We start from the raw sequence: 20178 nt of genomic DNA, 5'->3' as shown, positions 1-20178 counted from the left end.
CCGTACGGCATCGGTTCAAACCCTGGGAACCAAGATTTCCGATCGTTGGACAGTGCCGGTGATGCCGGAGGCGTCCTGCACTGCGAGCAGCGCGGCTGCCCTGCCCATCGTCTCGGGCGGTTCGATTGCCTCCGGTGGAATCTTCTGTCCGCCACCGGCGGCCGCCCAGCCTTCGGTGAGCACAATCCGTGACGGGCTAAGGCAGTTCACCGCGATGTTGTCGGTCGACAGGTCGCTCGCGAGACCGAGGTAAAGCCGTTCGACCGCGGACTTCGACACCCAGTAGGCGTTCGACCCCCGGTCGATCATGTCGACGCCGGTGGTGGTCACCGCGATCAGCGAACCGCCTCCGCGTGCTCGCAGGTGCGGGATCGCTGCCTTCGTCACCAGAAAAACTCCGGTCAGGTTCACGTCGAGGCACAGCTGCCACCGTTTGAGAGGTGTTGTGTCGATGGGGCCCAGCCAGAGCACCCCGGCATTGGCGACGACGATATCGAGCCCGCCGAACTCTTCGACGGTCGTCGCGATCGCGGCGTCGACCGATTCTTCGTCGGTCACGTCGCACGGCACCGCGACGGCACGCCCACCGCTGTCGACGATTCGGCCGGCCACAGAACCGATGGTCCCGGGCACCCTGCCTTCCTTCTCGCTTCGGGCGGCGACGGCAACGGCCGCACCGGATTCCGCGAGTGCCCTTGCGATCGCCGCTCCGATGCCGCGGCTCGCGCCGGCGACGAAAGCGACTTTGCCCTCGAGTGTTGTCATGTCGATTCCCCTCGGTTGATCTCGATCAGGACCTTGCCGACCGCGTGCCCGTCAGCGACCAGCCGAAGGGCTTTCGCGGTGTCGTGCAGTGCGTAGGACGCTCCGACATGAGGGACGACTCGTTGCTTCACGAGTAGGTCGGTGAGCTCGGATTCGTTGCGGGTAAACTCTTCTGGCGGCACATCCTGGAACTGGAAGCCGGCGATGTGGATTCCTTTGACAAGAACCAGATTCAGGGGGATGGCCGGGATCTCTCCGGATGCGTACCCGATGGTGACGAATCGTCCGCCTCTGGCCAGTGAACGAAGGGCCGGCTCCGAGAGCTTGCCGCCCACGGGATCGATCACCGCATCGGCACCGTCGGGCAGAACGGCGCGCAGCGCTGTCCGCACATCTGACTCGCGATGATTGATGAGGTGGGCCGCGCCGTAACGCTGGGCGACCGCCAGCTTGTCCGATGACGATGCGACCGCAGTGACCTCGGCCCCGAGCAGGACGCCGAGTTGGACGGCGGCCAGGCCCACACCGCCACCGGCGCCGAGAACGATGAGTCGATCGCCGGAGCCGACGCGGGCGACCGACCGCAGTGAGTGGTAGGCCGTGCGATGGGCCACCCCGAAGGCAGCGGCGATGCGTTCGTCGACGCCGTCCGCGATCGAGCTCACCTTGTCGGCGCGGACCACGATCTCCTCCGCGAAAGCTCCGATGAGTCCGGTTCCCGTGACCCGGGTGCCGATCAAGCGCCCGTCGACGTCGGATGAGACCTCGGTGATCACGCCGGCGAACTCGCTGCCGGGCACGAACGGAGGTGGGACCTTGATCTGATAGTCACCTGCGATCAGCAACACGTCGGGAAAGTTGGCCGCGGCCGCGACCACGGCGACCCGAATCTCGCCCTTCTTCAACGGGGTCGACGGCAGATCCTCGATCCGCAGAGATTCTGGTGCACCATAACTCGAGCAGACAATCGCGCGCACGAGGGAGCTACCGACCCTGCCAGTTCGGGCTTCGCTTCTCGATGAACGCCATTGCGCCCTCTTTCGCGTCGCTGCTGGAGAAGACGGTGGTCCGCCACTGTCCGAGACGTTCCGGGACACTCTCGCTGTTGGACACCGCGAGTCGGACCAGGTCCTTGCATGCGGCGAGGCTCAGCGGCGCGTTGGCGGCGATTCGCTCGGCGTAGCCGATGGCGGTCTCGAGTACCGCGTCCGGGGCCGCCAGGGCATTGACCAGACCAATGTCATAGGCCCGCTCCGCGGTGATGAAGTCTCCGGTGAGAGTCATCTCCAGGGCGACGCCCAGCGGGATGCGGGTCCCGATGTTCGTGCCACCACCGCCGGGGAACATGCCGCGCTTGCACTCAGGCAGGCCGAACTTCGCCTGCGTCGAGGACACGATCACGTCGCAGCCGAGGAGGAGTTCGAGTCCACCGCCGATCGCCGTGCCGTTGGCGGCGCCGATGACAGGAATGGACAGTTGTCCTTCAGTGAGCCTTTCGAAGCCTTCGGAATAGAAGTCGCCACCGTCGGCGAACGCGCGCAGATCCATTCCGGCGCAGAAGGCGCGATCGCCGGTACCGGTGAGAACGATCGCCCGGATCTCCGGATCTGATTCGGCCTCGAGCGCTGCCGCACCGATACCCTGAATCAAACTGACATTGAGCGCATTTCGGGCGTCCGGACGGTTCAGGCGCAAAATTGTGATCGGTCCGCGTCGTTCCTGGACCAGTTCGACTTCTTGGGTTCCTGTGGTCATGATGCGTAATCACTCGATTCTGCGAAGTCGGCGGCTTCTTTCATCAACCGTGGCACGAGCGGACCGTACGACTGGAGTTGATGATTGTCACCGGCACGTTGGAAGCCCTGTTCGAGAACAATGGCGAGTTTCCATTTGGCGAGCACCAGGTAATAGTCGAGGTCGTCGACCTGACGTCCCGAGACCTCTGAGTAGTGATCGATCATCTGTTCTCTCGACGGCATCCCCTGTAGGTCCACATAGCTCGAGGTGGCGGCCTCCGGTGCATTCGTGTCCTCGGGCCACCCCTGCACCATCCAGGCCAGATCCAATTTCGGGTCACCGACGGTGCCCATCTCCCAGTCGACGATGGCGTCGAGTTGCGCCGGCGCACCGTCCTTGAACATGACGTTCGCGAACTGATAGTCCCCGTGCATGAGACCCGGGATGAAGTCGAGTGGCTTGTGCGCATTGAGCCACGCGGTGGCCTCGTCCATCCCCTCCAGGTCTCGACCCTTCACCCGGTCAAAGAACCGGGTCCAGCGGCTCACCTGGCGCTCGTGAAACCCGTCCGGGCGGCCGAGATCCTGCAGACCCTTCGCTTGCCAGTCGACCTTCGAGAGCAGTGCGATGCCTTCGGCGAGCTGATAGGCCAAACCTTTTCGCAATTCCGGATCGCTCGTGAACGGTTCGCGCCACTGCTTGTTGTTCATCGGCGACCAGCCGTCGACGAATCCCATGAGATAGAACGATCTTCCGAGCACGGACGTGTCGGAGCAGGCGGCGATCGCCTTGGTGTGCGGCACGTCCGTACCGTCGAGAGCCTCGATGATCCGCCACTCGCGCATGATCCCCTCATCGCGGGTTGCCGGTGCCGCTGCCGGTGGCAGCCTGATCACGCAAGTGCTCTCCCCACGGACGATCTCGTAGATCTCGTTCTGAGTTCCGCCGGAAAGGAAACGTGCGTCGAGAGGCTCACCCTTTCCCGGTAGGTCGGCTTCGTCCATCCAGGCGGCGAGTTTGGCGGTGTCGATCACAGGTTCCCCACTTCCAGTTCGAGGTATTCGGCGTATTTGGCCCTTGCGGCCGCTTCTTTCCTGGGAATCCACTCGGTGGGCCAGAGGTCGTCAGTGGCTTTGTAGTCGCGCAAGACCTGCTTGGCCACGGTGACCTTGTGGACCTCGGTAGGACCGTCTGCGAGCCCCATCACGGCGGCACCATGAACCATCGTCAAGAACGGCATCTCGTTCGTGACACCCAACGCTCCATGAACTTGCATTGCGCGCCAGGCGATGTCATGCAAGACGGTCGGCATGATGACTTTCGCCGTGGCGATGTCTTTGCGGACCTTCTTGTAATCGTTGTACTTGTCGATCTTCCAGGCGGTGTTGAGCACGAACAGCCGGAACTGGGTCAATTGAGCGTACGAGTCGGCGATGAAACCCTGGATGAACTGTTTGTCCGCGAGTCGGCTGCCCGCGGTCTCACGGCTCAGTACCCGCTCACACATCATGTCGACCGCCTTTTGTGCCATGCCGATCGTCCGCATGGCGTGATGAATGCGTCCACCGCCGAGTCGGGTTTGGGCGACTGCGAAGGCCTGGCCCTCACCGCCGAGCAGTGCGCTGTCGGGGACCCGGACATTGTCGTAGTGGATGAGGGCGTGCGTGCCCCCATCCATCGGTTCCCCGAAGAGCCCGACGTTGCGTTCGATGATCACGCCGGGTGTGTTCGTCGGGACCAGGAACATCGACATGCCCTTGTAGGCGCTCACGTCGGGATTGGTCACCACCATGACGATCAGGAACGAGGCTGTCTTCGCGTTGGACGAGAAGTACTTGTAGCCATTGATGATCCAGTGGTCACCGTCTCGGACGGCGCTGGTCGTGAACTGTGTGGGGTCGGCCCCGGCCTGCGGCTCGGTCATCGAGTAGCTCGAGAAGCATTCGCCGTCGAGCAGTGGCTGGAGGTACTGCTTCTTCTGCTCGGGGGTGCCGTAGTGGGCGATGATCTCGGCGTTGCCGGTGTCGGGTGCTTGGCAGCCGAATACGATCGGCGCCCAGGATGACCGCCCGAGAATCTCGTTGAGCAGGGCCAACTGAAGCTGGCCGTAACCCTGACCGCCGAGGTCGGGACCGAGATGTGTGGCCCACAGTTTTTGTTGGCGGACTTGGTCTTTGAGCGGATCGATCGCGTTGCGACGACCTCCGTCGAGGGGTACGAACTGCAGATGTGGCCACGCATGGTCGAGTGGCTCCACCTCATCGCGGACAAACGCATCAGCCCAGTCCAGTTTCGCCTGATACTCCGGGTCGGTCTCGAAATCCCATGCCATGACGCCTCCTTGTTTGACTCAGAATAGCATTCTGCGCATACAGAACATAGTTCTGGATAGTCTGAAGATGATTCTCGACCGTGATCAGACGAAAGCGTGGGCGACGACGGTGAATGCTGAAGACCTCTTCCATGTTGGGATCGTGTCGGACGATCCGAGCGCGACACGTGAGCAGCTGACGTCGCTGCTCGGGTACGAGTGGGGCCCGACGATCGGCGGCCCGACGGCGGTGACCTTGCCGTCGGGAGAGGTGACGCTGGAGTTCGCGTGTTCCTACTCGATCAGTACGCCCCGGCTCGAAGTCGTCAACACGATCCCGGGCACGTTCTGGCAGCCAGTTGCGGGCTCGGGCGTCCATCATCTGGGTTACTGGTCTGATGACGTCGGCGCGGACACCGATGAACTGATGCGCAACGGCTACGCCGTCGAGGCAACCCGAAGTGCCGGCGGCGCACCGTTCTTCGCCTTCCTGCGCGGCAACAACGGTATTCGGATGGAGCTCGTCACCCGCGCGGCCGAACCGATGATGCAACCGTGCTGGGCGGCGCAGTCGTGAGCACCGTCGGCGTCGTCACCGGCGCGGGTCGTGGCATGGGCCTCGAATGTGCCCGCCGGATCACCTCGATGGTGGACACCCTGCTTCTCGTCGACCGTGACGAGACGACAGCGACCGCCGCGGCCGCAGAGTTGTCGGAGCGCGGGGACGCTATGGTGCACCCGTATGTTCTCGACATCACCGATGTGGACGGTCTTGATCGCTTGGCGACCCGGGTGGGTGAGTCGGGCTCGCTGCGGGCGGTGGCCCATGTCGCGGGGATCTCCCCGACGATGGCCGATTGGAAAACAATCTTCGCCGTCGACCTGATCGGTACTGCGCGAATCGCTGCCGCACTACGACCGCTCACGGTGCCGGGCACGGCATGGGTCGCATTCGCGTCGATGGCCCCGGTGATCGGCGGTGTCCAGGTCGGTGCCGCGACCGCAGCCATCCTCGATGATCCCCTGAGTGAGCACTTCTTCGAACGCATCCACGAGAGTGTCGGGGCGGGGATCGAACACCCCGGTGCCGCGTACGCGATCGCAAAACTCGGAGTCAAGCAGTTCGTCCGGCGCGAAGCCGTCCGCCTCGGGCCACTGGGTGGCCGAATCTGCTCGGTGTCACCAGGCCTCATCGATACTCCGCAAGGCCGCCAGGAGGCTGCCGACAATCCTCGTATGGGCGCGTGGGTGGAGCAGACCCCGGTCGGTCGCCTCGGCCGGGCGGAGGAGGTGGCCGCAGTGGCGGCCTTCGTGCTGTCGGATGAAGCAAGCTTCCTCAGTGGTGTGGACCTGCTTGTCGACGGCGGGGTCTGCGCCGCGGTAGGCCGAGCTCAATAACTCTCGATCAAGTTGAAGGGAACGACAATGGCACGAGGAATTCTGTTGGTGGAATCCCATCCGAGCTCTCCGGAACGTGTACGGGAGTACAACAGTTGGTACGACGAGGTACATCTGCCGGAGGTCGTTGCGCTCGAAGCCTTCGTCTCCGCGCGGCGACTGCGGCCGGTGGGCGACGACGGGCCCCATATTGCGCTGTACGAGATCGAGTGCGACGACCTGACCACCGCTCTCGACCTGTTGCGGTCAGCAGCGCAGTCGGGCGCGCTGAACATGTCGGACGCACTGCAGATGGATCCGCCGCCGGCCATCAGGCTGTTGGAGGTGACCACCGAGTGTGAACCCGGCGATGCGCATTAGCCTTGCACTGTGACAGAGCGATCGACTGACGGTACTGCTGACGATCTGGCGAGCCGGATCGCGCAGCGGAGTCTGGCCAAACGCGGCGCCAACTACGCCACAGAGGTTCGGCGGCTACTCGATGCCGCACTGGAGGTGATCCGGACCCGGGGCACCACGTCCCGGCCCAGGGTCTCCGACATCGTGGCAGCCGCGGGACTGTCCAACGAAGCGTTCTATCGCCACTTCTCGTCCAAAGACGCTTTGGTCGCGGCGTTGATCGAAGACGGCACGACGCGTCTGCGCGCCTACGTCGAGCATCAGATGAGCAAGGAGTCCACCGCAGAAGGCAAGGTCAGACGGTGGGTCGAGGGTGTCTTGGCCCAGGCGGCGGGTGACACCGCGGAAATCACCCGTGCGGTGTCCTGGAACGCCGGCAGTCTCGGCGAGGACTCCGCGAGCGGTTCGCTGTCGGCCACCGGCCCGATGGCGTCACTCCTCGTGGAGCCGTTCGCACAATTGGGGAGTGCAGATCCGGACTTCGACGCATCGCTCGCCGCCCACGCCACTCTGGGAAAGTTGACCGACTACCTGTGGCAGCGCGCGGAGCCGAATCAGGCTGAGATCGAGCACATCAGCGCGTTCTGTCTACGGATGATCACCCCGGCCGACCAGGTCGCAGGCTCCGCAGGAAGAGCTGCACCGCGGCGTCGGTGAGTCGTTCCTGATCATCGGTGTCACGAACGATGCCGAATGATGCGAGTCGGGACTGTGCGCCGACCATGCCCAGAAACAACTCGGCAAGCGTCTCGGGGGACTCGGCGACGATCGAGCCTGTGGCCGCATGTTGCACCAGCAGGTCGACCACCATCTGTTTCCGCGGCCAGAAACCTGTTCCGTAGGTGCGCCGGGCGATGTCGGGATAGCGCGCCGCATGGGAGATGGCAATCTGCTCGAGCTTGATCACCGAGGGGTTCATCGAACGCCTGACCGCAGCGTGCGCGATGGCGCGCAGTGCCTTCTCCAGGTTTTCAGGGTCCGGTGGAGGCGGCTCCGGCGACGGCCAGTCGCTGCGCGCCAACGCCCATCCGATCACTGAACGGAAGACATCTTCCTTTGTCGGGAAGCGGGCGTACAACGAAGGTTTCGTGGTGTGGGCGGCTGCCGCGATCGCGTTCATGGACGTGCCCTCGTAGCCGTGCTCGAGGAACAGCCGGAGAGCGCATTCGCTGATGGTGCGGTCCAGTGCCGAGGCCTGCGCCTTCGTCGGACGGCCGCCGCGTCCGCGGGCGGCGGCGTCCGGTGCGCTCTTCGGATTGGTCGATGTCACGGACGCCAAGTCTGCCATCACCGAGCTGGACAAAAAACTTTACCGATGGGTATGGTTAATTTCATCGACCGATCCCGATCCCGATCATCTCTTCATCTGGAGGAACCGATGTCAGTGACAACCGACCAGCGCGATCTCATCGAGGTTGGGGACGCGCGGTTCCAGGAGCGCCGTGCCCAGGTGCCCGTGTTGGCACAGCGCGCTGAGGGGGAAGGCATCACAAAGATCCGTTCCCGAGAGGACTTGGTGCCTCTGCTCTTCCCTCATACGACGTACAAGAGTTATCCCGAGTCGCTCATCGCCAAGGGCAAGTGGGCACAGATGAATCGCTGGCTCGACTCCCTGTCGACCCACCGGGTCGTCGATGTCGACGTCAGCGGTGTGGAAGATGTCGACGGTTGGATTGACAGGCTCGAGGCAGCCGGTCACATGGTCTCGAGTTCGAGTGGGACCAGTGGCAAGGGTTCGTTCTTGAACAAGACGCAGTCCGACCGCGACACGTCGTCGCAGAACATGCTTGATTGCCTTGCCGAACTGGGACTCCCACCGGAAAACAAGTGGAATTTCATCCCGGTGGGTCCCGAGACCACGCTCAGTTCGCACATCGCCATGCGCGAGATGCTCGCGGCTTCCTATCGGAGTCCCGACAGCATCGAATTGCCGCCGACCAGCGCGCCGGGCGGGCACCACCGCTACATGTCCCGTTTGCAAGCCATGAGACGTGCCATGGCCGACGGCACCGCGGCACCTGACGAGGTCGCGCAGTTCGAGGCCGAGGCCGCCGGCCGGCAGCAGCAGAACGAAGAGCGGCTCCATTATTTCGCGGAGCGGATCCGCGAGCGCCGCTCCGAACGATTCTTCTTCAGTTCACAATTCCCGAACCTCTACCGGCTCGCCGAGATACTTCGGGAAATGGGCGTCGCGGAGGGCGACCTCACCGGGGACAACGCCCTGACAACTGGTGGTGGCCTGAAGGGCACGTCGCTGCCGGACGACTACCAGTCCAAGATCTACCGCATACTCAACATCGATCCGAGCCGGTTCTTGCACTACTACTCGATGCAGGAACTGAATCTACGTTTGCCGAAATGCCTGGTGGGTCGGTATCACGTTCCGGCGGAGGTGGTTCTGCTCGTCCTCGACAAAAACGGCGAGACGCTCGCACCGGTATCGGACGGAATGGTCGAGGGGCGTGCGGGCTTCTTCGACACCACGGTTGACGGCCGTTGGGGCGGAACGATTTGCGGAGACAAGATCCTGGCGGACCTCGGGGGGTGCCCATGTGGCCGCCCCGGAACCACGGTCTTCGACCAGATCTCGCGCTACTCGGACCTGAAGGACGACGACAAGATCACCTGTGCCGGAACCATGGACGCATACGTCCGCGGATTCATCGAGGATTGAGGACCCATCATGACAGTGACCGAATCCATCGCAGAAACAACCACGACGAAGATCCGAGTACCACACTTCGTGCGAGGCAAGCTGATCTGGGGTGAGGCCAACGAATACCTCTCTCGCGATTTCGGCGTCCCGTTCGTCACGCCGAAGATCGAGTTCAACGACTTGTTCGTACCCCGGATTCAACAGGGGCCGGCCTTCGACGTTCCCGTTTCCGACATCATCGACTTCCTGGTCGAGACGGCCGCTCATCTGACCTTGGAGAAGAACGGGTATCTCCAGGAGTCGCTCGAGATGACTCTTCAGGTCAGTGCGTTGCCCCGCCGGATCATCGAGAACACCTTCGCACGTCCAGGACAGTTCCTGACCAGAGAGGCGCTCGAGTACCGCCTCGAGAAGACCTTCGGCGACGTCGACGTCCTCGACGGCTGGGTTGAACGCACCGACCCGAATGGCAGGGTCAGCCGCATTCGTGCATTCCCGCCACGGCTCGTTCACATGCTGGCAGGCAATTCGCCGAGCGCCGCGATGACGTCGATCGCGGACGCGGCACTCACCAAGGCGGTCAACGTCTTCAAGATGCCGTCAGCAGACCCGTTCACGACCGTGGCGGTGCTGCGGACCATGGCTGATATCGCGCCGAACCACCCTGTGTTGCAGTCGATGTCGGCGGTGTATTGGCGTGGTGGAGACGAGAAGGTGGAGAACATCCTCTACCGTTCGCAGTATTTCGACAAACTCGTCGCCTGGGGCGGCGGCGCCGCCATCGAGAACGCGGCAAAGTACGCGGGGCCCGGATTTCAGCTGATCTCGTTCGACCCAAAGGTGTCGATGTCAGTCATCGGCCGGGAGGCGTTCGAGTCCGACGAGACGTTGCGCGAGGTCGCCGAGCTCGCTGCCAAAGACGTCACCATCTTCAACCAGGATGCGTGTCTGGCTGCGCGTCACATCTGTGTGGAGGGGGACATCGAACAGGTCGATCGATTCTGTGGCCTGCTCGTGGAGAGGATGGGCGTCGATCGCGACTTCACATCGGCGGTCGGCCCGAAGCCGGCGTCCGACATCCGAGAAGCTGTTGAGGGTATGCGGTTCCTGGAGCCCGAGTACCGGGTGTGGGGCAGCTTCGACGGGCGCGGACTCGTGGTGCGGTCACCGGAGATGGTCGATTTCCATCCAACGAACAAGACGGTCAACGTGATCCCGGTCGCCGCGATGCGTGACGCCGCGTCGCTGGCGACGGTGGCCACCCAGACCGTCGGCGTCTATCCGACGCATCGCAAGGCGGAGATCCGTGATGACCTGGCGACCGCGGGTGTTCAACGGGTGGTCAGACTCGGCAGTGCCATGACCGGCAGCATGGGCAGCCCTCATGACGGAATGTATCCATTGCATCGTTTCGTCAACTGGGTGGTGGACGACGATGCCTGAACCCAAGGACGGCGGAAGTGGCGTGATGCCGATACGCATACTCGGCAAGTCCGGGCTGCGGGTCAGTGAACTATGTCTGGGCGCAATGACATTCGGTACCGATTGGGGGTTCGGTGCCGAGGAGGCGGCGTGTCGGGAGATTTACGACATCTATCGCGAGTGGGGCGGCAACTTCGTCGACACCGCGAACGTCTACACCAACGGTGTCAGCGAGGAAATGGTCGGCAGGTTTGTCACGTCGGAGCGGGACAATGTAGTACTGAGTACCAAGTACACGTTGCCGACCGAGAAGGGCGACCCCAACTCCGGTGGTGGCCACCGAAAGAGTCTGCGGCGCAGTGTGGAGACGAGCTTGCGACGCTTGGGCACCGACTACATCGACCTGTTGTGGGTCCATGCCTGGGACCAGTGCACACCCACCGAGGAGACGTTGCGCTCGCTCGATGACCTGGTGCGTGCGGGCAAGGTGCTGTCGATCGGGGTGACCAATACACCGGCGTGGGTGGTGTCGCGTTCCGACGCCATCGCCGAGTTACGTGGCTGGACCTCGTTCTGCGCCATGCAGGTGGAGTATTCGCTGATAGCAAGGACTCCTGATCGCGAACTCTTGCCGATGGCCCGGGATCTCGGGATCGCAGTCTGTGCGTGGAGTCCTCTGGCGCGCGGACTCTTGGCCGGTAAGCATTCGGATTCTGGGCCGGTCAAGTTGTCTTCCTCCGCTCAGCGTGCGGTCGCGGCGGTCGGAGACATTGCCGCAGAACTGGACACCACACCGGCGCGAGTGGCTCTCGCGTGGGTGAGCAGCCAAGGGCTTATGCCGTCGATCGGTGCCCGTACCGTCGCCCAATTGCGGGACAATCTGGGTGCGCTGGGCGTCCGACTCGACCACACGCACCTCGAGCGGCTGGAGACGGCGTCCCGGGTGCGGCTTGGGTATCCACACGATTTCCTCAACAAGCGGCGTGCGATGTTCACGCCGAGCACCTAGAAGGGCACCTGAGACGTTGGAACAACTAGATCATTGGATTGGCGGTTCCTCGGCCGCGCCATCGAGAGGCGACTATCTCGGTGTCACAAATCCCGCGTCCGGAGTCACGGTGCGTCGCATCGCCAGTGGCGATTCCGTCGACATCGCCGCAGCGGTTGCCGCGGCATCGGATGCGACCGAACCGTGGCGGCAGGTCCCCGGGCTGGCGCGCGCTCGACTCTTCTCCGATCTCGCTCGGGCCATGCGCGCGGACGCGCAGCACCTCGCGCTACTGGAGATCAGCGAAACAGGCAAACCAGAATCGGTCGCGCTGGGTGAGATTGAGGGTTCGGCTACGTATTTCGACTTCTACGGTGGCCTCATCGGGATGCCGGTCGGCGACACCTTGGACGTGGCACCCGATCAACACGTGTACACCCGACGTGAGCCGTTTGGTGTCGTCGGTGTCATCACGCCCTGGAATGTCCCTCTCAACCAGGCAGCCAGGGCCTGTGCGCCGGCGCTGGCCGCAGGTAACACAGTGGTGGTCAAGCCGTCCGAGTACACATCGTCGACCACGATCCGACTCGCGCAGTTGGCCACAGAAGTCGGCTTTGGGCCCGGGGTCTTCAACGTGGTCCTCGGCACCGGTGCCGAAGTCGGTGCGGCGCTCGTCGAGCATCCGGACGTCGCGAAGGTCGCCTTCACCGGATCGGTGCCCACAGGGCGTGCCATCGGCAAGATCGCAGCGGAGCGAATCATCCCGCTGACCTTGGAACTGGGTGGCAAGTCGGCGAACATCATCTTCGCCGACGCGGACGTCGATGCAGCGGTCGCCGGTGCCGTGCAGGCTTTCACCGCCAACGCGGGCCAGGTCTGCTCGGCGGGCACCCGGCTACTCGTGCACCGTTCGATCCACGATGAAGTGGTCGCCAAACTCGTCGAGCGGGCGGCATCAGTCCGGGTCGGCGAGGACATCGGGCCTCTGATCACCCGGGACCAATTCGCCCGCGTACAAGAGTATTTCAAGGTGGCCGAGGCGGATGGTGCGCACACCGAGACCGGCGGGACTGTGTCGGAGTTGGCGGAGGAGACCGGTGGTTTCTATATCGATCCCACCATTTACACCAGCATCGACAACTCGGCGCGGATAGCGCGCGAGGAAGTTTTCGGGCCGGTGGTGGTGGTGATCCCGTTTGCCGACGATGCCGAGGCGGTCGCGTTGGCGAACGAGTCGGACTACGGCCTCGTCGCCGGCGTGTGGACGCGAGATGTTTCTCGCGCGCTCACCATCAGTGACCGACTGCGCGTCGGCCAGGTGTTCGTCAACACCTGGTCCACTGCATCGGTCCAGACGCCGTTCGGGGGATGGAAGAACAGTGGTTACGGTCGCGAAAAGGGCTCGGAGGCACTGCATCACTACAGTCAGGTCAAATGCGTGACCATCAAACTCTGACGATTCTCCACTGACGCGCACACCGTCAACGCAGGACCGTGCCGCCATCGACGTTCACGACCTGCCCGTTGATCCAGGCGCCGTCGTCGGACATCAGGTAGGCAACCATCCCCGAGATGTCGCGGGCCTCGCCGAGGCGGGTACTGCGGGTCCCGCGGAGCATGCCCTGCAACATCTTCGGGTCGGCACCTTGCTTGATCTCATCGGTCAAAATCAATCCGGGCGTGATGGCGTTTGCGCGGATGCCGTCCTTACCCCACCCTGAAGCGACGTGGCGGGCGAGTGCGTTGATCCCGGCCTTGGTGACGGCGTACGCGGGTCGTCGGGGCTCCCCGGTGAATGATGCGATCGACGAGGTGTAGACGATTGAGCCACCGCCGCGCGCCAGTAGGACTGGAATGCTGTGGCGGGTGACCAGCATGTGCCCGCGGAGGTTGACGGCGATGGTGCGGTCCCAGATCGCAAGATCGATGTCGACCACGTTGGTGTCCTTTCGCAGCGAGCCCATGTCTCCCGCGTTGACGTGGACCGCATCCATTCCGCCGTAGGTGTCGACGGTGACAGCGATCAGCGCACGGACCGAAGTGTCGTCTGAGATGTCGAATTGTGCGCCCACGGCTCGGCCCCCGGCGGCGACGATGGCAGCGGCGGTGCGCTGCGCACCTTCCCCGTCCAGATCGCCGACCACGACTGCGGCTCCCTCGCGCGCAAGCCTGTGTGCGGAGTTGGCACCGAGGCCGGTTGCACCTCCTGCGATCAGAACCACTTTGTCCGCTAAACCGTCCATCTCGGTGTCCTCGTTCTCAGGTGGTTGATGGGTTGCCGGCGCAACCTCAGAATGTCGATCTCAAGTGTCAGAATAGCATTCTGGCCGGGGATCGATGGAGACCCTGTAGAGACGACGTGGCTCGTACTGCTGGGTCGTCAGTCGGGGTGAGAATCGAACTGCGCAAGTGCAGAGTTGGGCGCGTAGTTGGCCCACCCGTGGTCGGGCCAGTTGAACCAGCCAGAGGAGGCCAGCGTGCCGCCATCCGGGTGCAGGGTGGTCCCGGTGATGTAGGTCGACAGTCCGGACGCGAGAAACACCACCGCGTTCGACACGTCGGAAACGTGCCCGACCCGCCCCATGGGAATGGCGATGCGCGCACCGGCCGGTGTCGCCATCGCAGGGGTGTCCCCGGCCCCGAACTTGGTGAGGTTGGGCGTCGGTACGAAATCGGGTGCGACATTGTTGATCCGGATGCCGTCGGGGGCGATCTCTACGGCCAGTGTCCGGGAGAACTGCTCGACGGCTGCTTTTGCGGCGCTGTACACGGCGAAACCCGGTGCCGCACGGTGGGCCTCGATGGTGGTGATGTTGATGATGCTGCCGCCTCGGTCACCGGCCCGCATTCGCGGTATCGCCAGTGCACAGGTCTGTAGGACATGGCTGAAGTTGGTGCGCAGAAGTGCGTCCCAGCCCTTGGGTGTGGTGTCGACGAAGTCGGAGCGGAAGGTGCCGCCGACGATGTTGACGAGGATGTCCAGTCGTCCCCAACGATCGTCAGCCGCGGTGAAGAGCTCCTGCAACACGTCGGGGTCGCGCGCGTCGCCATGGTGGACGATCGCATCATGCCCACGTTCGGTGAGCGTCCGGCGCAGTGTCTCCACAGCCTCGACATCGGCGTCGACCACTGCGGACCGGACGCCGTTGGCGGCCAGGTCCAAGACGATTGCTTCGCCGAGTCCGCCTGCGCCACCGGTGATCACTGCGACGGCCTCGCCCAGGCCACTACGTTCTTCGAACCATCCCACTGATCAGCCTCTGTTGTGTTGTCATACCAGGTAGGTCGAACCGAAGGCGTCGATGAAATCGGTCGTTGCCGAGTACTCGTTTGTTCCGCTGGACACCACAACCCAGGTGACGCCGGCCTTTTCGAGGTGGTCGAACGCCTCACGATGCCTGTCGGCGTCGGCGGCGGGAGTCGAAAGTCCATCTGCCTGGTACGAGTACAGCACGTCGATCGGTTCGGTTCGTCCGGCGGACGTGGCCGCTTCGCGCAGCCTGGCGATTTTGTCGCCCAGCTCTGAACTCGAACCGAGCGCGGGCGTACGCGCGGTGGAACTCAGTTGGGCTCCACCGGACATCGGCATCCAACCCTGCGCTCGCCGAGCCACGCGTCGACGGGTGAGCTTCGAATTGCCGCCGATCCAGATCGGGATCGGCGTTTGTGGCGGGCGTGGTCGCGCCATCACGTCCCGGGCGCTGAAGTGTTTGCCCTGGTAGCTGAAGGCCTCGCCGCTCCAGTGCAGCGGTAGGACATCGAGGGCTTCGTCGAACAAGACGTTGCGTTCCTCGATGTCGATACCGAGAGCGAAGAACTCGCTTTTCTGGTAGCCGGTTCCCAGTCCCAGGATCAAGCGGCCGCCGGAAAGTGTGTCGAGGGTGGAGGCGGCCTTGGCGAGGAGCAGGGGGTTTCGGTAGGGCGCAACAGCCAGGTAGGTCAACAGCTTGAGTCGCTCGGTGGCAGCTGCCACGAAACTCAGTGCCACAAAGGGATCCATCGTCTGATGTCCACCGGTGGCAAGCCACTTCGATCCTGGGGCCGGGTGTTCACTGAGGGAGAACGCGTCGAAACCCGCACGCTCGACACTGATCGCCACGTCCTTGAGGGGTCCCGCGGCAAACAGGTCGCCGTCGGGTCCGGTGGTCTCCGGGTAGTGATAGATGTAGCGCATGGTCACCTCATTCTCGGGACTGTATGCTGACGCCCGCTCGCGGCCCGATCATGTCGTCGATGAGACCGAGTTCCCCGCCGAGTTCGGTTGCGACGGCGCGTACGACAGCCACGTCTTTGTCGACGAACTCTCCGACCGCGGCGCTGAACTCTGTCACCGATCCGCGGGCCGCAACACCGGTGAGGACCCGGCTGTTGGAGCTGGCATAGGGCAGGGCGCCGAGCAGGGTGGTCTCGTCGATGCCGAGTTCGGCGCCGAGACGTACTCCTTCGCGCAGCAGACCGATCTGGGCGGCGAACAGGGCGTTGTTGACGAGTTTCACCCGCTGCCCGTTGCCGAGCGCTCCGACAGGCAGGATGCGGTCGCCATAGCACTGCAGCGCGGGTCGGACCTGCTCGATGGCCGCGGGATCACCACCGGCGAACAGCGTGAGCTCGCCCACCGCGATGTTGTGTGGGCCGCCGCTGACCGGCGCATCGACAACCCGAACTCCGAATGGCTTTGCGCGGCAAGCGATCTGTCCAGCTGTGGCCGGACTTCCGGTGGTATGGATGACAAGTGCTGCACCAGGGCGCATTGCGGCTATGAGCGGACCCTTGAGGCAGACCTCGAGTACCTGTTCGTCGGTGAAGACGCAGACGATGACGACGTCGGAATCCAGACCGACCTCGCTGATGTCGGTGACGGCTTCGGCGCCTTCCGAGGTGAGTCGGTCCCGACTCTCGGCGGAGCGCGCCAGTGCTCGAACCCGGTGCCCCCCGGAGATCAACCGGCGCACCATCGGTAGGCCCATCCGACCGGTGCCGACGAATCCGACCTGCATCATGATTCCAGTTCTTGTGCGGTGCGAAGTGCGTTCATCGCGCGTGGTCCATCATGGCCAACGTCGCGTCAGCCGCGTCGAGGACGATGCCGGCCTCAGTGCCGACTGCTTCGGCCAGGTCGGCCACCAGGCCGACGTCTTTGCGTAACAGTCCGCCGGCATGGGCGGCAATGCGATCCAGTGTGCCGCCCGCAGACACCACTCGGCCGAGCGCGAAGCTGTTCGAGGTCCCATGTGTGATGACCTCGCCGAGCCTGGCCGGATCGACGCCGAGTGATTCACCGAGTCGTAAGGTACTCGCCGCGGTCGCCAAGTTCGCGGTGAACAGCAGATTGTTCAGCAACTTTGCCACCTCTCCCGAACCGAGCCCACCAAGGTGGACAACGGGATCGGCATAGGTGGCGAAAACGGGTCGGCAGCGCTCGACCACCTTCGCGTCACCACCCACCATCACGAGAAGGGTGCCGGCGGCCGCGCCGGGGCCACCGCCGCTGACGGGTGCGTCGACGATCGAGACCCCGCGGCGTGCGGCTTCGGTGGAGAGATCGCGACAGGTGTCCGGGTGCACGGTGCTGTGGATCGCGATCACACCGCCTTCACGCATACCCTGCAGCACGCCGTCTTCGCCCGTGATCACTTCGCGGACACCTGCGTCGTCGACCACGCATATGCACACCAGGTCGCTGGCTGCACCCAGCTCGGCGAGTGTTCCGACGACCTTTGCCGGCGTCTTCACGTAGGGCAACAGTGAACTGTGTCTGCGCGCCCACAGTGTCGTCTCGTATCCGGCATCGATGATCCGGCGTGCCATGGGCCCGCCCTGACTACCGAGACCGATGAATCCGATTCGCATCAGCGTGCTCCCAACTGGGTTTGTCATATGAAATCTCCGGGACTGCGCGCATCGATGCATTCCTCGATGAACGACAACACATTGAGGTGGTACGCCATCGCGGTGTTTCCGAGGCTGAGATTGTGCCCGCTGTCGAACTGCTCCTCCACGACGACGCGTGGCGACGTGGTGAACAGCGCCCCGAGGTCGAATCTGGCGTCGGGGTCGTTGCGCCACACCCGTTCGAACTCGCCAAGGGTGAAATGGACAGGCACTGCGACCTGCACGGCCAGATCCGGGAAATTCTTCAAAGGCCAGTCTCGGACCACGTTGTACTCGTAGCCGGGTCCTCGAGCTGCGATGTCCCGGCCGCCGTGGATGTCCGGCGGATAGAGCCGGCTGGGATTCCACAAGAGCTCGCGAACTGTGGCGCCATCGGGCCTGGCACCAGGATCGTCGACGGGAAACGCCTTCGAGGCATCGGGATGATGGTCAGTTCCTGTGCCGGACAGTTCGATTCCGATCAGATTGCGTCCGCGTTCGGTGGCCGCCATGCGAACGGCGAGCTCGCAGCCCACCGAATGCGCGAACAGAAACGTTCCAGCGCCGGCCGAACGCGTCTCGAGCAGCTTGTCGACCGCACCGTAGGCGAGCTCGACCCGATGATCGTCGGAGCGGATCTCATCGGCATGCGGATGTGAGCTCCCGTATCCGGGTCGATCAAGAGCGATGACCGTGTAGCCGAGTGCAGACGCGACCCGGATCAGCGAGTGTCGGGGATGCCCGGGGCAGTCGAAGTAGGCCGAACTGGTCGCGCCGCCGTGCAGGGCCACGATCACCCCGCGGGGGACAGGTGCCGCGGCGAGCAGAGCCGACATCGGAATGCCGTCGACATCAACCACCCGCCGGACCGGTTCCCCTCCGAACGGCACCCCGGATGCCTTGCGGATGGTGCGCGTAGGCGACTTGGTGGCTGTCATGACTCCGACCTGAGAAGTAGTACGCCGCTGGGTGTCAGGCCACCGCTGCTCACTACGGACACCCGGGCGCCCGGTACCTGTCGCGGCCCGGCCTCTCCTCGTAGCTGGGTGATCGCCTCGTGCAGTAGACCCATCCCGTGAGTGCGACCGTGCGAGAGCTGACCGCCGTGGGTGTTGAGTGGGAGTACTCCGTCCCGCGCGATGTTCTTGCCCCCGTCGAGAAAGTCCTTCGACTCCCCGATGCCACAGAAGCCCAGTGCCTCGATCCACGACAGGCAATTGAAGGTGAACCCGTCGTACAACTCGGCGACGTCAACGTCGCTGGGACGCAGTGATGTCCGAGACCACATGTGCGCCGCTTGGCCGAGAACCTGAGGCTCATGCGTGAGGGTGCTCTGATCCCATTCCATGCGCTCGATGATCTGCGTACCCACCGCGTCGACGAGTACGGGCGGCTTGGCCAGGTCGACTGCCGCGTCTCTCGCCGACACGATCACGGCCACCGCACCGTCGCAGGGCACGTCGCAGTCGTAGAGTCCGAAGGGCGTCGTGATGGTCCGGGCCGACAGGTAGTCGTCCATCGTCATCGGGTCGCGGTAGATGGCGGTGGGGTTGAGTGCGGCGTTGGCGCGCTGGTTCAACGCTATCGACCCGAGCGTCTCGCGTGTGGTGCCATACCTGTTGAAGTGTCGCTGGGCATTCTGCGCGAGTGTGTGCGCGGCTGAGACGCCACCGAATGGCATCATCCAACTGGTGGTTCGACCGCCACCTCCAGGCGGAGCGAGCTTGCCCTGCTTCATCAATTCGCCATGCGTCGATTCCCACAGGGTGCGGAAGCAGAGGACGTGCCTGGCGAGTCCGCCGGCGACCGCAAGCATCGCGGCAATCACCGAACCGCCGGGCCCGAACGTTTCGATCCCGCCGTTGTACCAGGTCGGACGGATTCCGAGCGCTGACTCCAGCGCTGTGACGCCGCCCTCGCCGAAACCTCCCACGTTGCCTGCGCCGGGGTAGCTGGACAGCCCGTCGATGTCGTCGAAGCTCAATCCGGCGTCTGCTACTGCGCGTTCGCAGGCCGAGACGGTCAGTGCCAGAGGGGACACCATCAGTCGCCGACCGATGTCCGACATCCCGGTACCGGTCAGGGCGACCCTGTCCTCGAACTTGTCCGTAGTGGTCATCGGTCGTACGTGGTGTGCGAAGGCATCCGGGTCGATCTCGTCCGACGGGGCCGCTGCCGGCTGCGTGCTCGTATCGGGCGCCGGGTGAAAGAGTGGAAACCAGACGTCGTCTTGGTGCTCGAAGACGACCTCCATCCGCATCCCCAGTTCGAGTTCGGAGAACTCTGCCTCGATCACGTTGGTGGTCAGCCGAATTCGTGAGTCCTCTTCGAGCGCCACCTGTGCTACCACGTAGGGTGCCGGCATCCCGGGCAAGCTGAAGCGCTCGTTCCGGGTGAAGCCGATGAGGGTGGCGAACCCGGTCACGGCGCGGTTGCCCATCTCGTGCCCGCGACAGTATCTGCACACCGGTTGCGGCGGATGGATCAGCGCCTGGCAAGCCTGACATTCCTGGATCCGGAGGAGCCCATCTGCCCCGGATGTCCAGAAGAACTCATTGTCGCCCGTGAGCAACGGCAGAGGTCGAGACGTCTTCTCGATCACGGGAATTCTCCTGTTCATGCATCGACCGC

21 protein-coding genes are annotated in these 20178 nt (G+C 63.8%); 8 read left to right on the top strand and 13 right to left on the bottom strand.

The window, feature by feature from the left end; genetic code table 11:
• Positions 1-15: 15 nt before the first annotated feature.
• The 5 genes from J3S28_RS25910 to J3S28_RS25890 are packed head-to-tail and all read right to left on the bottom strand — an operon-like array spanning position 16 to position 4834.
• A complete protein-coding gene (locus J3S28_RS25910) occupies positions 16-765 on the bottom strand; it encodes an SDR family NAD(P)-dependent oxidoreductase (protein WP_207843836.1) in 750 nt (249 codons plus the stop codon).
• Positions 762-1742 (bottom strand): NADPH:quinone oxidoreductase family protein, encoded by a 981-nt coding sequence (locus J3S28_RS25905; protein ID WP_207843835.1) that lies wholly within the window; start codon positions 1740-1742, stop codon positions 762-764. Before J3S28_RS25905 ends, J3S28_RS25910 begins: the two co-directional genes overlap by 4 nt.
• 7 nt (positions 1743-1749) lie before the next feature.
• The gene (locus tag J3S28_RS25900; protein WP_207843834.1) at positions 1750-2520 is read right to left on the bottom strand and encodes an enoyl-CoA hydratase-related protein; all 771 of its coding nucleotides are present in this window, start codon (positions 2518-2520) and stop codon (positions 1750-1752) included.
• Positions 2517-3506 (bottom strand): phosphotransferase family protein, encoded by a 990-nt coding sequence (locus tag J3S28_RS25895; RefSeq protein WP_207843869.1) that lies wholly within the window; start codon positions 3504-3506, stop codon positions 2517-2519. Before J3S28_RS25895 ends, J3S28_RS25900 begins: the two co-directional genes overlap by 4 nt.
• Before the next feature lie 26 nt (positions 3507-3532).
• The gene (locus J3S28_RS25890; RefSeq protein ID WP_207843833.1) at positions 3533-4834 is read right to left on the bottom strand and encodes an acyl-CoA dehydrogenase family protein; all 1302 of its coding nucleotides are present in this window, start codon (positions 4832-4834) and stop codon (positions 3533-3535) included.
• 67 nt (positions 4835-4901) lie between these two features.
• Between J3S28_RS25890 and J3S28_RS25885 the strand changes: the two genes are divergently transcribed.
• Genes J3S28_RS25885 through J3S28_RS25870 form a run of 4 tightly spaced genes read left to right on the top strand, consistent with a single transcriptional unit; the run spans position 4902 to position 7267 of the window.
• Positions 4902-5390, top strand: a complete 489-nt coding sequence (locus J3S28_RS25885) for a VOC family protein (RefSeq protein ID WP_237342121.1) — start codon at positions 4902-4904, stop codon at positions 5388-5390.
• Positions 5387-6211 carry an SDR family oxidoreductase gene (locus tag J3S28_RS25880; RefSeq protein ID WP_207843832.1) on the top strand — a complete coding sequence of 275 codons (825 nt, stop codon included), beginning with the start codon at positions 5387-5389 and terminating at the stop codon, positions 6209-6211. Before J3S28_RS25885 ends, J3S28_RS25880 begins: the two co-directional genes overlap by 4 nt.
• Positions 6212-6238: 27 nt before the next feature.
• Positions 6239-6571, top strand: a complete 333-nt coding sequence (locus J3S28_RS25875) for a hypothetical protein (protein WP_207843831.1) — start codon at positions 6239-6241, stop codon at positions 6569-6571.
• Between the two features lie 9 nt (positions 6572-6580).
• Entirely contained in the window at positions 6581-7267 is a 687-nt protein-coding gene (locus J3S28_RS25870) for a TetR/AcrR family transcriptional regulator (protein ID WP_207843830.1), read from the top strand.
• Here the strand turns inward: J3S28_RS25870 and J3S28_RS25865 are convergent.
• On the bottom strand, positions 7209-7880 hold the full coding sequence (locus J3S28_RS25865; RefSeq protein ID WP_307797435.1) for a TetR/AcrR family transcriptional regulator: 672 nt from the start codon (positions 7878-7880) through the stop codon (positions 7209-7211). The two genes, J3S28_RS25870 and J3S28_RS25865, sit on opposite strands and share 59 nt — an antisense overlap.
• 108 nt (positions 7881-7988) lie before the next feature.
• Here J3S28_RS25865 and J3S28_RS25860 point away from each other — a divergent pair, with 108 nt between their 5' ends.
• From J3S28_RS25860 to J3S28_RS25845, 4 genes are read left to right on the top strand one after another with little or no spacing between them, the layout of a single operon-like run.
• Positions 7989-9284, top strand: a complete 1296-nt coding sequence (locus J3S28_RS25860) for a hypothetical protein (RefSeq protein WP_207843828.1) — start codon at positions 7989-7991, stop codon at positions 9282-9284.
• A gap of 9 nt (positions 9285-9293) precedes the next feature.
• Positions 9294-10709, top strand: coding sequence for an acyl-CoA reductase (locus tag J3S28_RS25855; RefSeq protein WP_207843827.1), 1416 nt, complete (start codon positions 9294-9296; stop codon positions 10707-10709).
• On the top strand, positions 10702-11697 hold the full coding sequence (locus J3S28_RS25850; RefSeq protein WP_237342120.1) for an aldo/keto reductase: 996 nt from the start codon (positions 10702-10704) through the stop codon (positions 11695-11697). Before J3S28_RS25855 ends, J3S28_RS25850 begins: the two co-directional genes overlap by 8 nt.
• Positions 11698-11713: 16 nt before the next feature.
• Complete coding sequence (locus J3S28_RS25845) at positions 11714-13132, top strand: aldehyde dehydrogenase family protein (protein ID WP_207843826.1); 1419 nt, start codon at positions 11714-11716, stop codon at positions 13130-13132.
• 25 nt (positions 13133-13157) lie between these two features.
• Here the strand turns inward: J3S28_RS25845 and J3S28_RS25840 are convergent, their stop codons facing one another.
• The 7 genes from J3S28_RS25840 to J3S28_RS25810 form a co-directional block, all read right to left on the bottom strand.
• Positions 13158-13919, bottom strand: a complete 762-nt coding sequence (locus J3S28_RS25840; protein WP_207843825.1) for an SDR family NAD(P)-dependent oxidoreductase — start codon at positions 13917-13919, stop codon at positions 13158-13160.
• Between the two features lie 137 nt (positions 13920-14056).
• Positions 14057-14926, bottom strand: coding sequence for an SDR family NAD(P)-dependent oxidoreductase (locus J3S28_RS25835; RefSeq protein WP_207843824.1), 870 nt, complete (start codon positions 14924-14926; stop codon positions 14057-14059).
• 21 nt (positions 14927-14947) lie between these two features.
• Positions 14948-15850: an LLM class F420-dependent oxidoreductase gene (locus J3S28_RS25830; protein ID WP_207843823.1), complete on the bottom strand. Its 903-nt coding sequence runs from the start codon at positions 15848-15850 to the stop codon at positions 14948-14950.
• Between the two features lie 7 nt (positions 15851-15857).
• On the bottom strand, positions 15858-16673 hold the full coding sequence (locus J3S28_RS25825) for an NAD(P)-dependent oxidoreductase (protein WP_207843866.1): 816 nt from the start codon (positions 16671-16673) through the stop codon (positions 15858-15860).
• Positions 16674-16707: 34 nt separating this feature from the next.
• Entirely contained in the window at positions 16708-17526 is an 819-nt protein-coding gene (locus J3S28_RS25820) for an NAD(P)-dependent oxidoreductase (RefSeq protein ID WP_207843865.1), read from the bottom strand.
• 23 nt (positions 17527-17549) lie between these two features.
• A complete protein-coding gene (locus J3S28_RS25815; RefSeq protein ID WP_207843822.1) occupies positions 17550-18485 on the bottom strand; it encodes an alpha/beta hydrolase in 936 nt (311 codons plus the stop codon).
• Complete coding sequence (locus J3S28_RS25810; RefSeq protein ID WP_207843821.1) at positions 18482-20167, bottom strand: thiolase C-terminal domain-containing protein; 1686 nt, start codon at positions 20165-20167, stop codon at positions 18482-18484. Before J3S28_RS25810 ends, J3S28_RS25815 begins: the two co-directional genes overlap by 4 nt.
• Positions 20168-20178 lie beyond the last annotated feature (11 nt).

It is taken from the genome of Williamsia soli (assembly GCF_017377795.1).
In the GTDB taxonomy this organism is placed as follows: domain Bacteria; phylum Actinomycetota; class Actinomycetes; order Mycobacteriales; family Mycobacteriaceae; genus Williamsia; species Williamsia soli.
This window is presented reverse-complemented; position numbering and strand designations above follow the sequence as displayed.

Coding starts and splice junctions, on each gene's coding strand:
- J3S28_RS25910 (WP_207843836.1), bottom strand. CDS start 765: ATGACAACACTCGAGGGCAAAGTCGCTTTCGTCGCCGGCGCGAGCCGC.
- J3S28_RS25900 (WP_207843834.1), bottom strand. CDS start 2,520: ATGACCACAGGAACCCAAGAAGTCGAACTGGTCCAGGAACGACGCGGA.
- J3S28_RS25895 (WP_207843869.1), bottom strand. CDS start 3,506: ATGGACGAAGCCGACCTACCGGGAAAGGGTGAGCCTCTCGACGCACGT.
- J3S28_RS25890 (WP_207843833.1), bottom strand. CDS start 4,834: ATGGCATGGGATTTCGAGACCGACCCGGAGTATCAGGCGAAACTGGAC.
- J3S28_RS25885 (WP_237342121.1), top strand. CDS start 4,902: ATGATTCTCGACCGTGATCAGACGAAAGCGTGGGCGACGACGGTGAAT.
- J3S28_RS25875 (WP_207843831.1), top strand. CDS start 6,239: ATGGCACGAGGAATTCTGTTGGTGGAATCCCATCCGAGCTCTCCGGAA.
- J3S28_RS25860 (WP_207843828.1), top strand. CDS start 7,989: ATGTCAGTGACAACCGACCAGCGCGATCTCATCGAGGTTGGGGACGCG.
- J3S28_RS25855 (WP_207843827.1), top strand. CDS start 9,294: ATGACAGTGACCGAATCCATCGCAGAAACAACCACGACGAAGATCCGA.
- J3S28_RS25850 (WP_237342120.1), top strand. CDS start 10,702: ATGCCTGAACCCAAGGACGGCGGAAGTGGCGTGATGCCGATACGCATA.
- J3S28_RS25840 (WP_207843825.1), bottom strand. CDS start 13,919: ATGGACGGTTTAGCGGACAAAGTGGTTCTGATCGCAGGAGGTGCAACC.
- J3S28_RS25830 (WP_207843823.1), bottom strand. CDS start 15,850: ATGCGCTACATCTATCACTACCCGGAGACCACCGGACCCGACGGCGAC.
- J3S28_RS25825 (WP_207843866.1), bottom strand. CDS start 16,673: ATGCAGGTCGGATTCGTCGGCACCGGTCGGATGGGCCTACCGATGGTG.
- J3S28_RS25820 (WP_207843865.1), bottom strand. CDS start 17,526: ATGCGAATCGGATTCATCGGTCTCGGTAGTCAGGGCGGGCCCATGGCA.
- J3S28_RS25815 (WP_207843822.1), bottom strand. CDS start 18,485: ATGACAGCCACCAAGTCGCCTACGCGCACCATCCGCAAGGCATCCGGG.
- J3S28_RS25810 (WP_207843821.1), bottom strand. CDS start 20,167: ATGAACAGGAGAATTCCCGTGATCGAGAAGACGTCTCGACCTCTGCCG.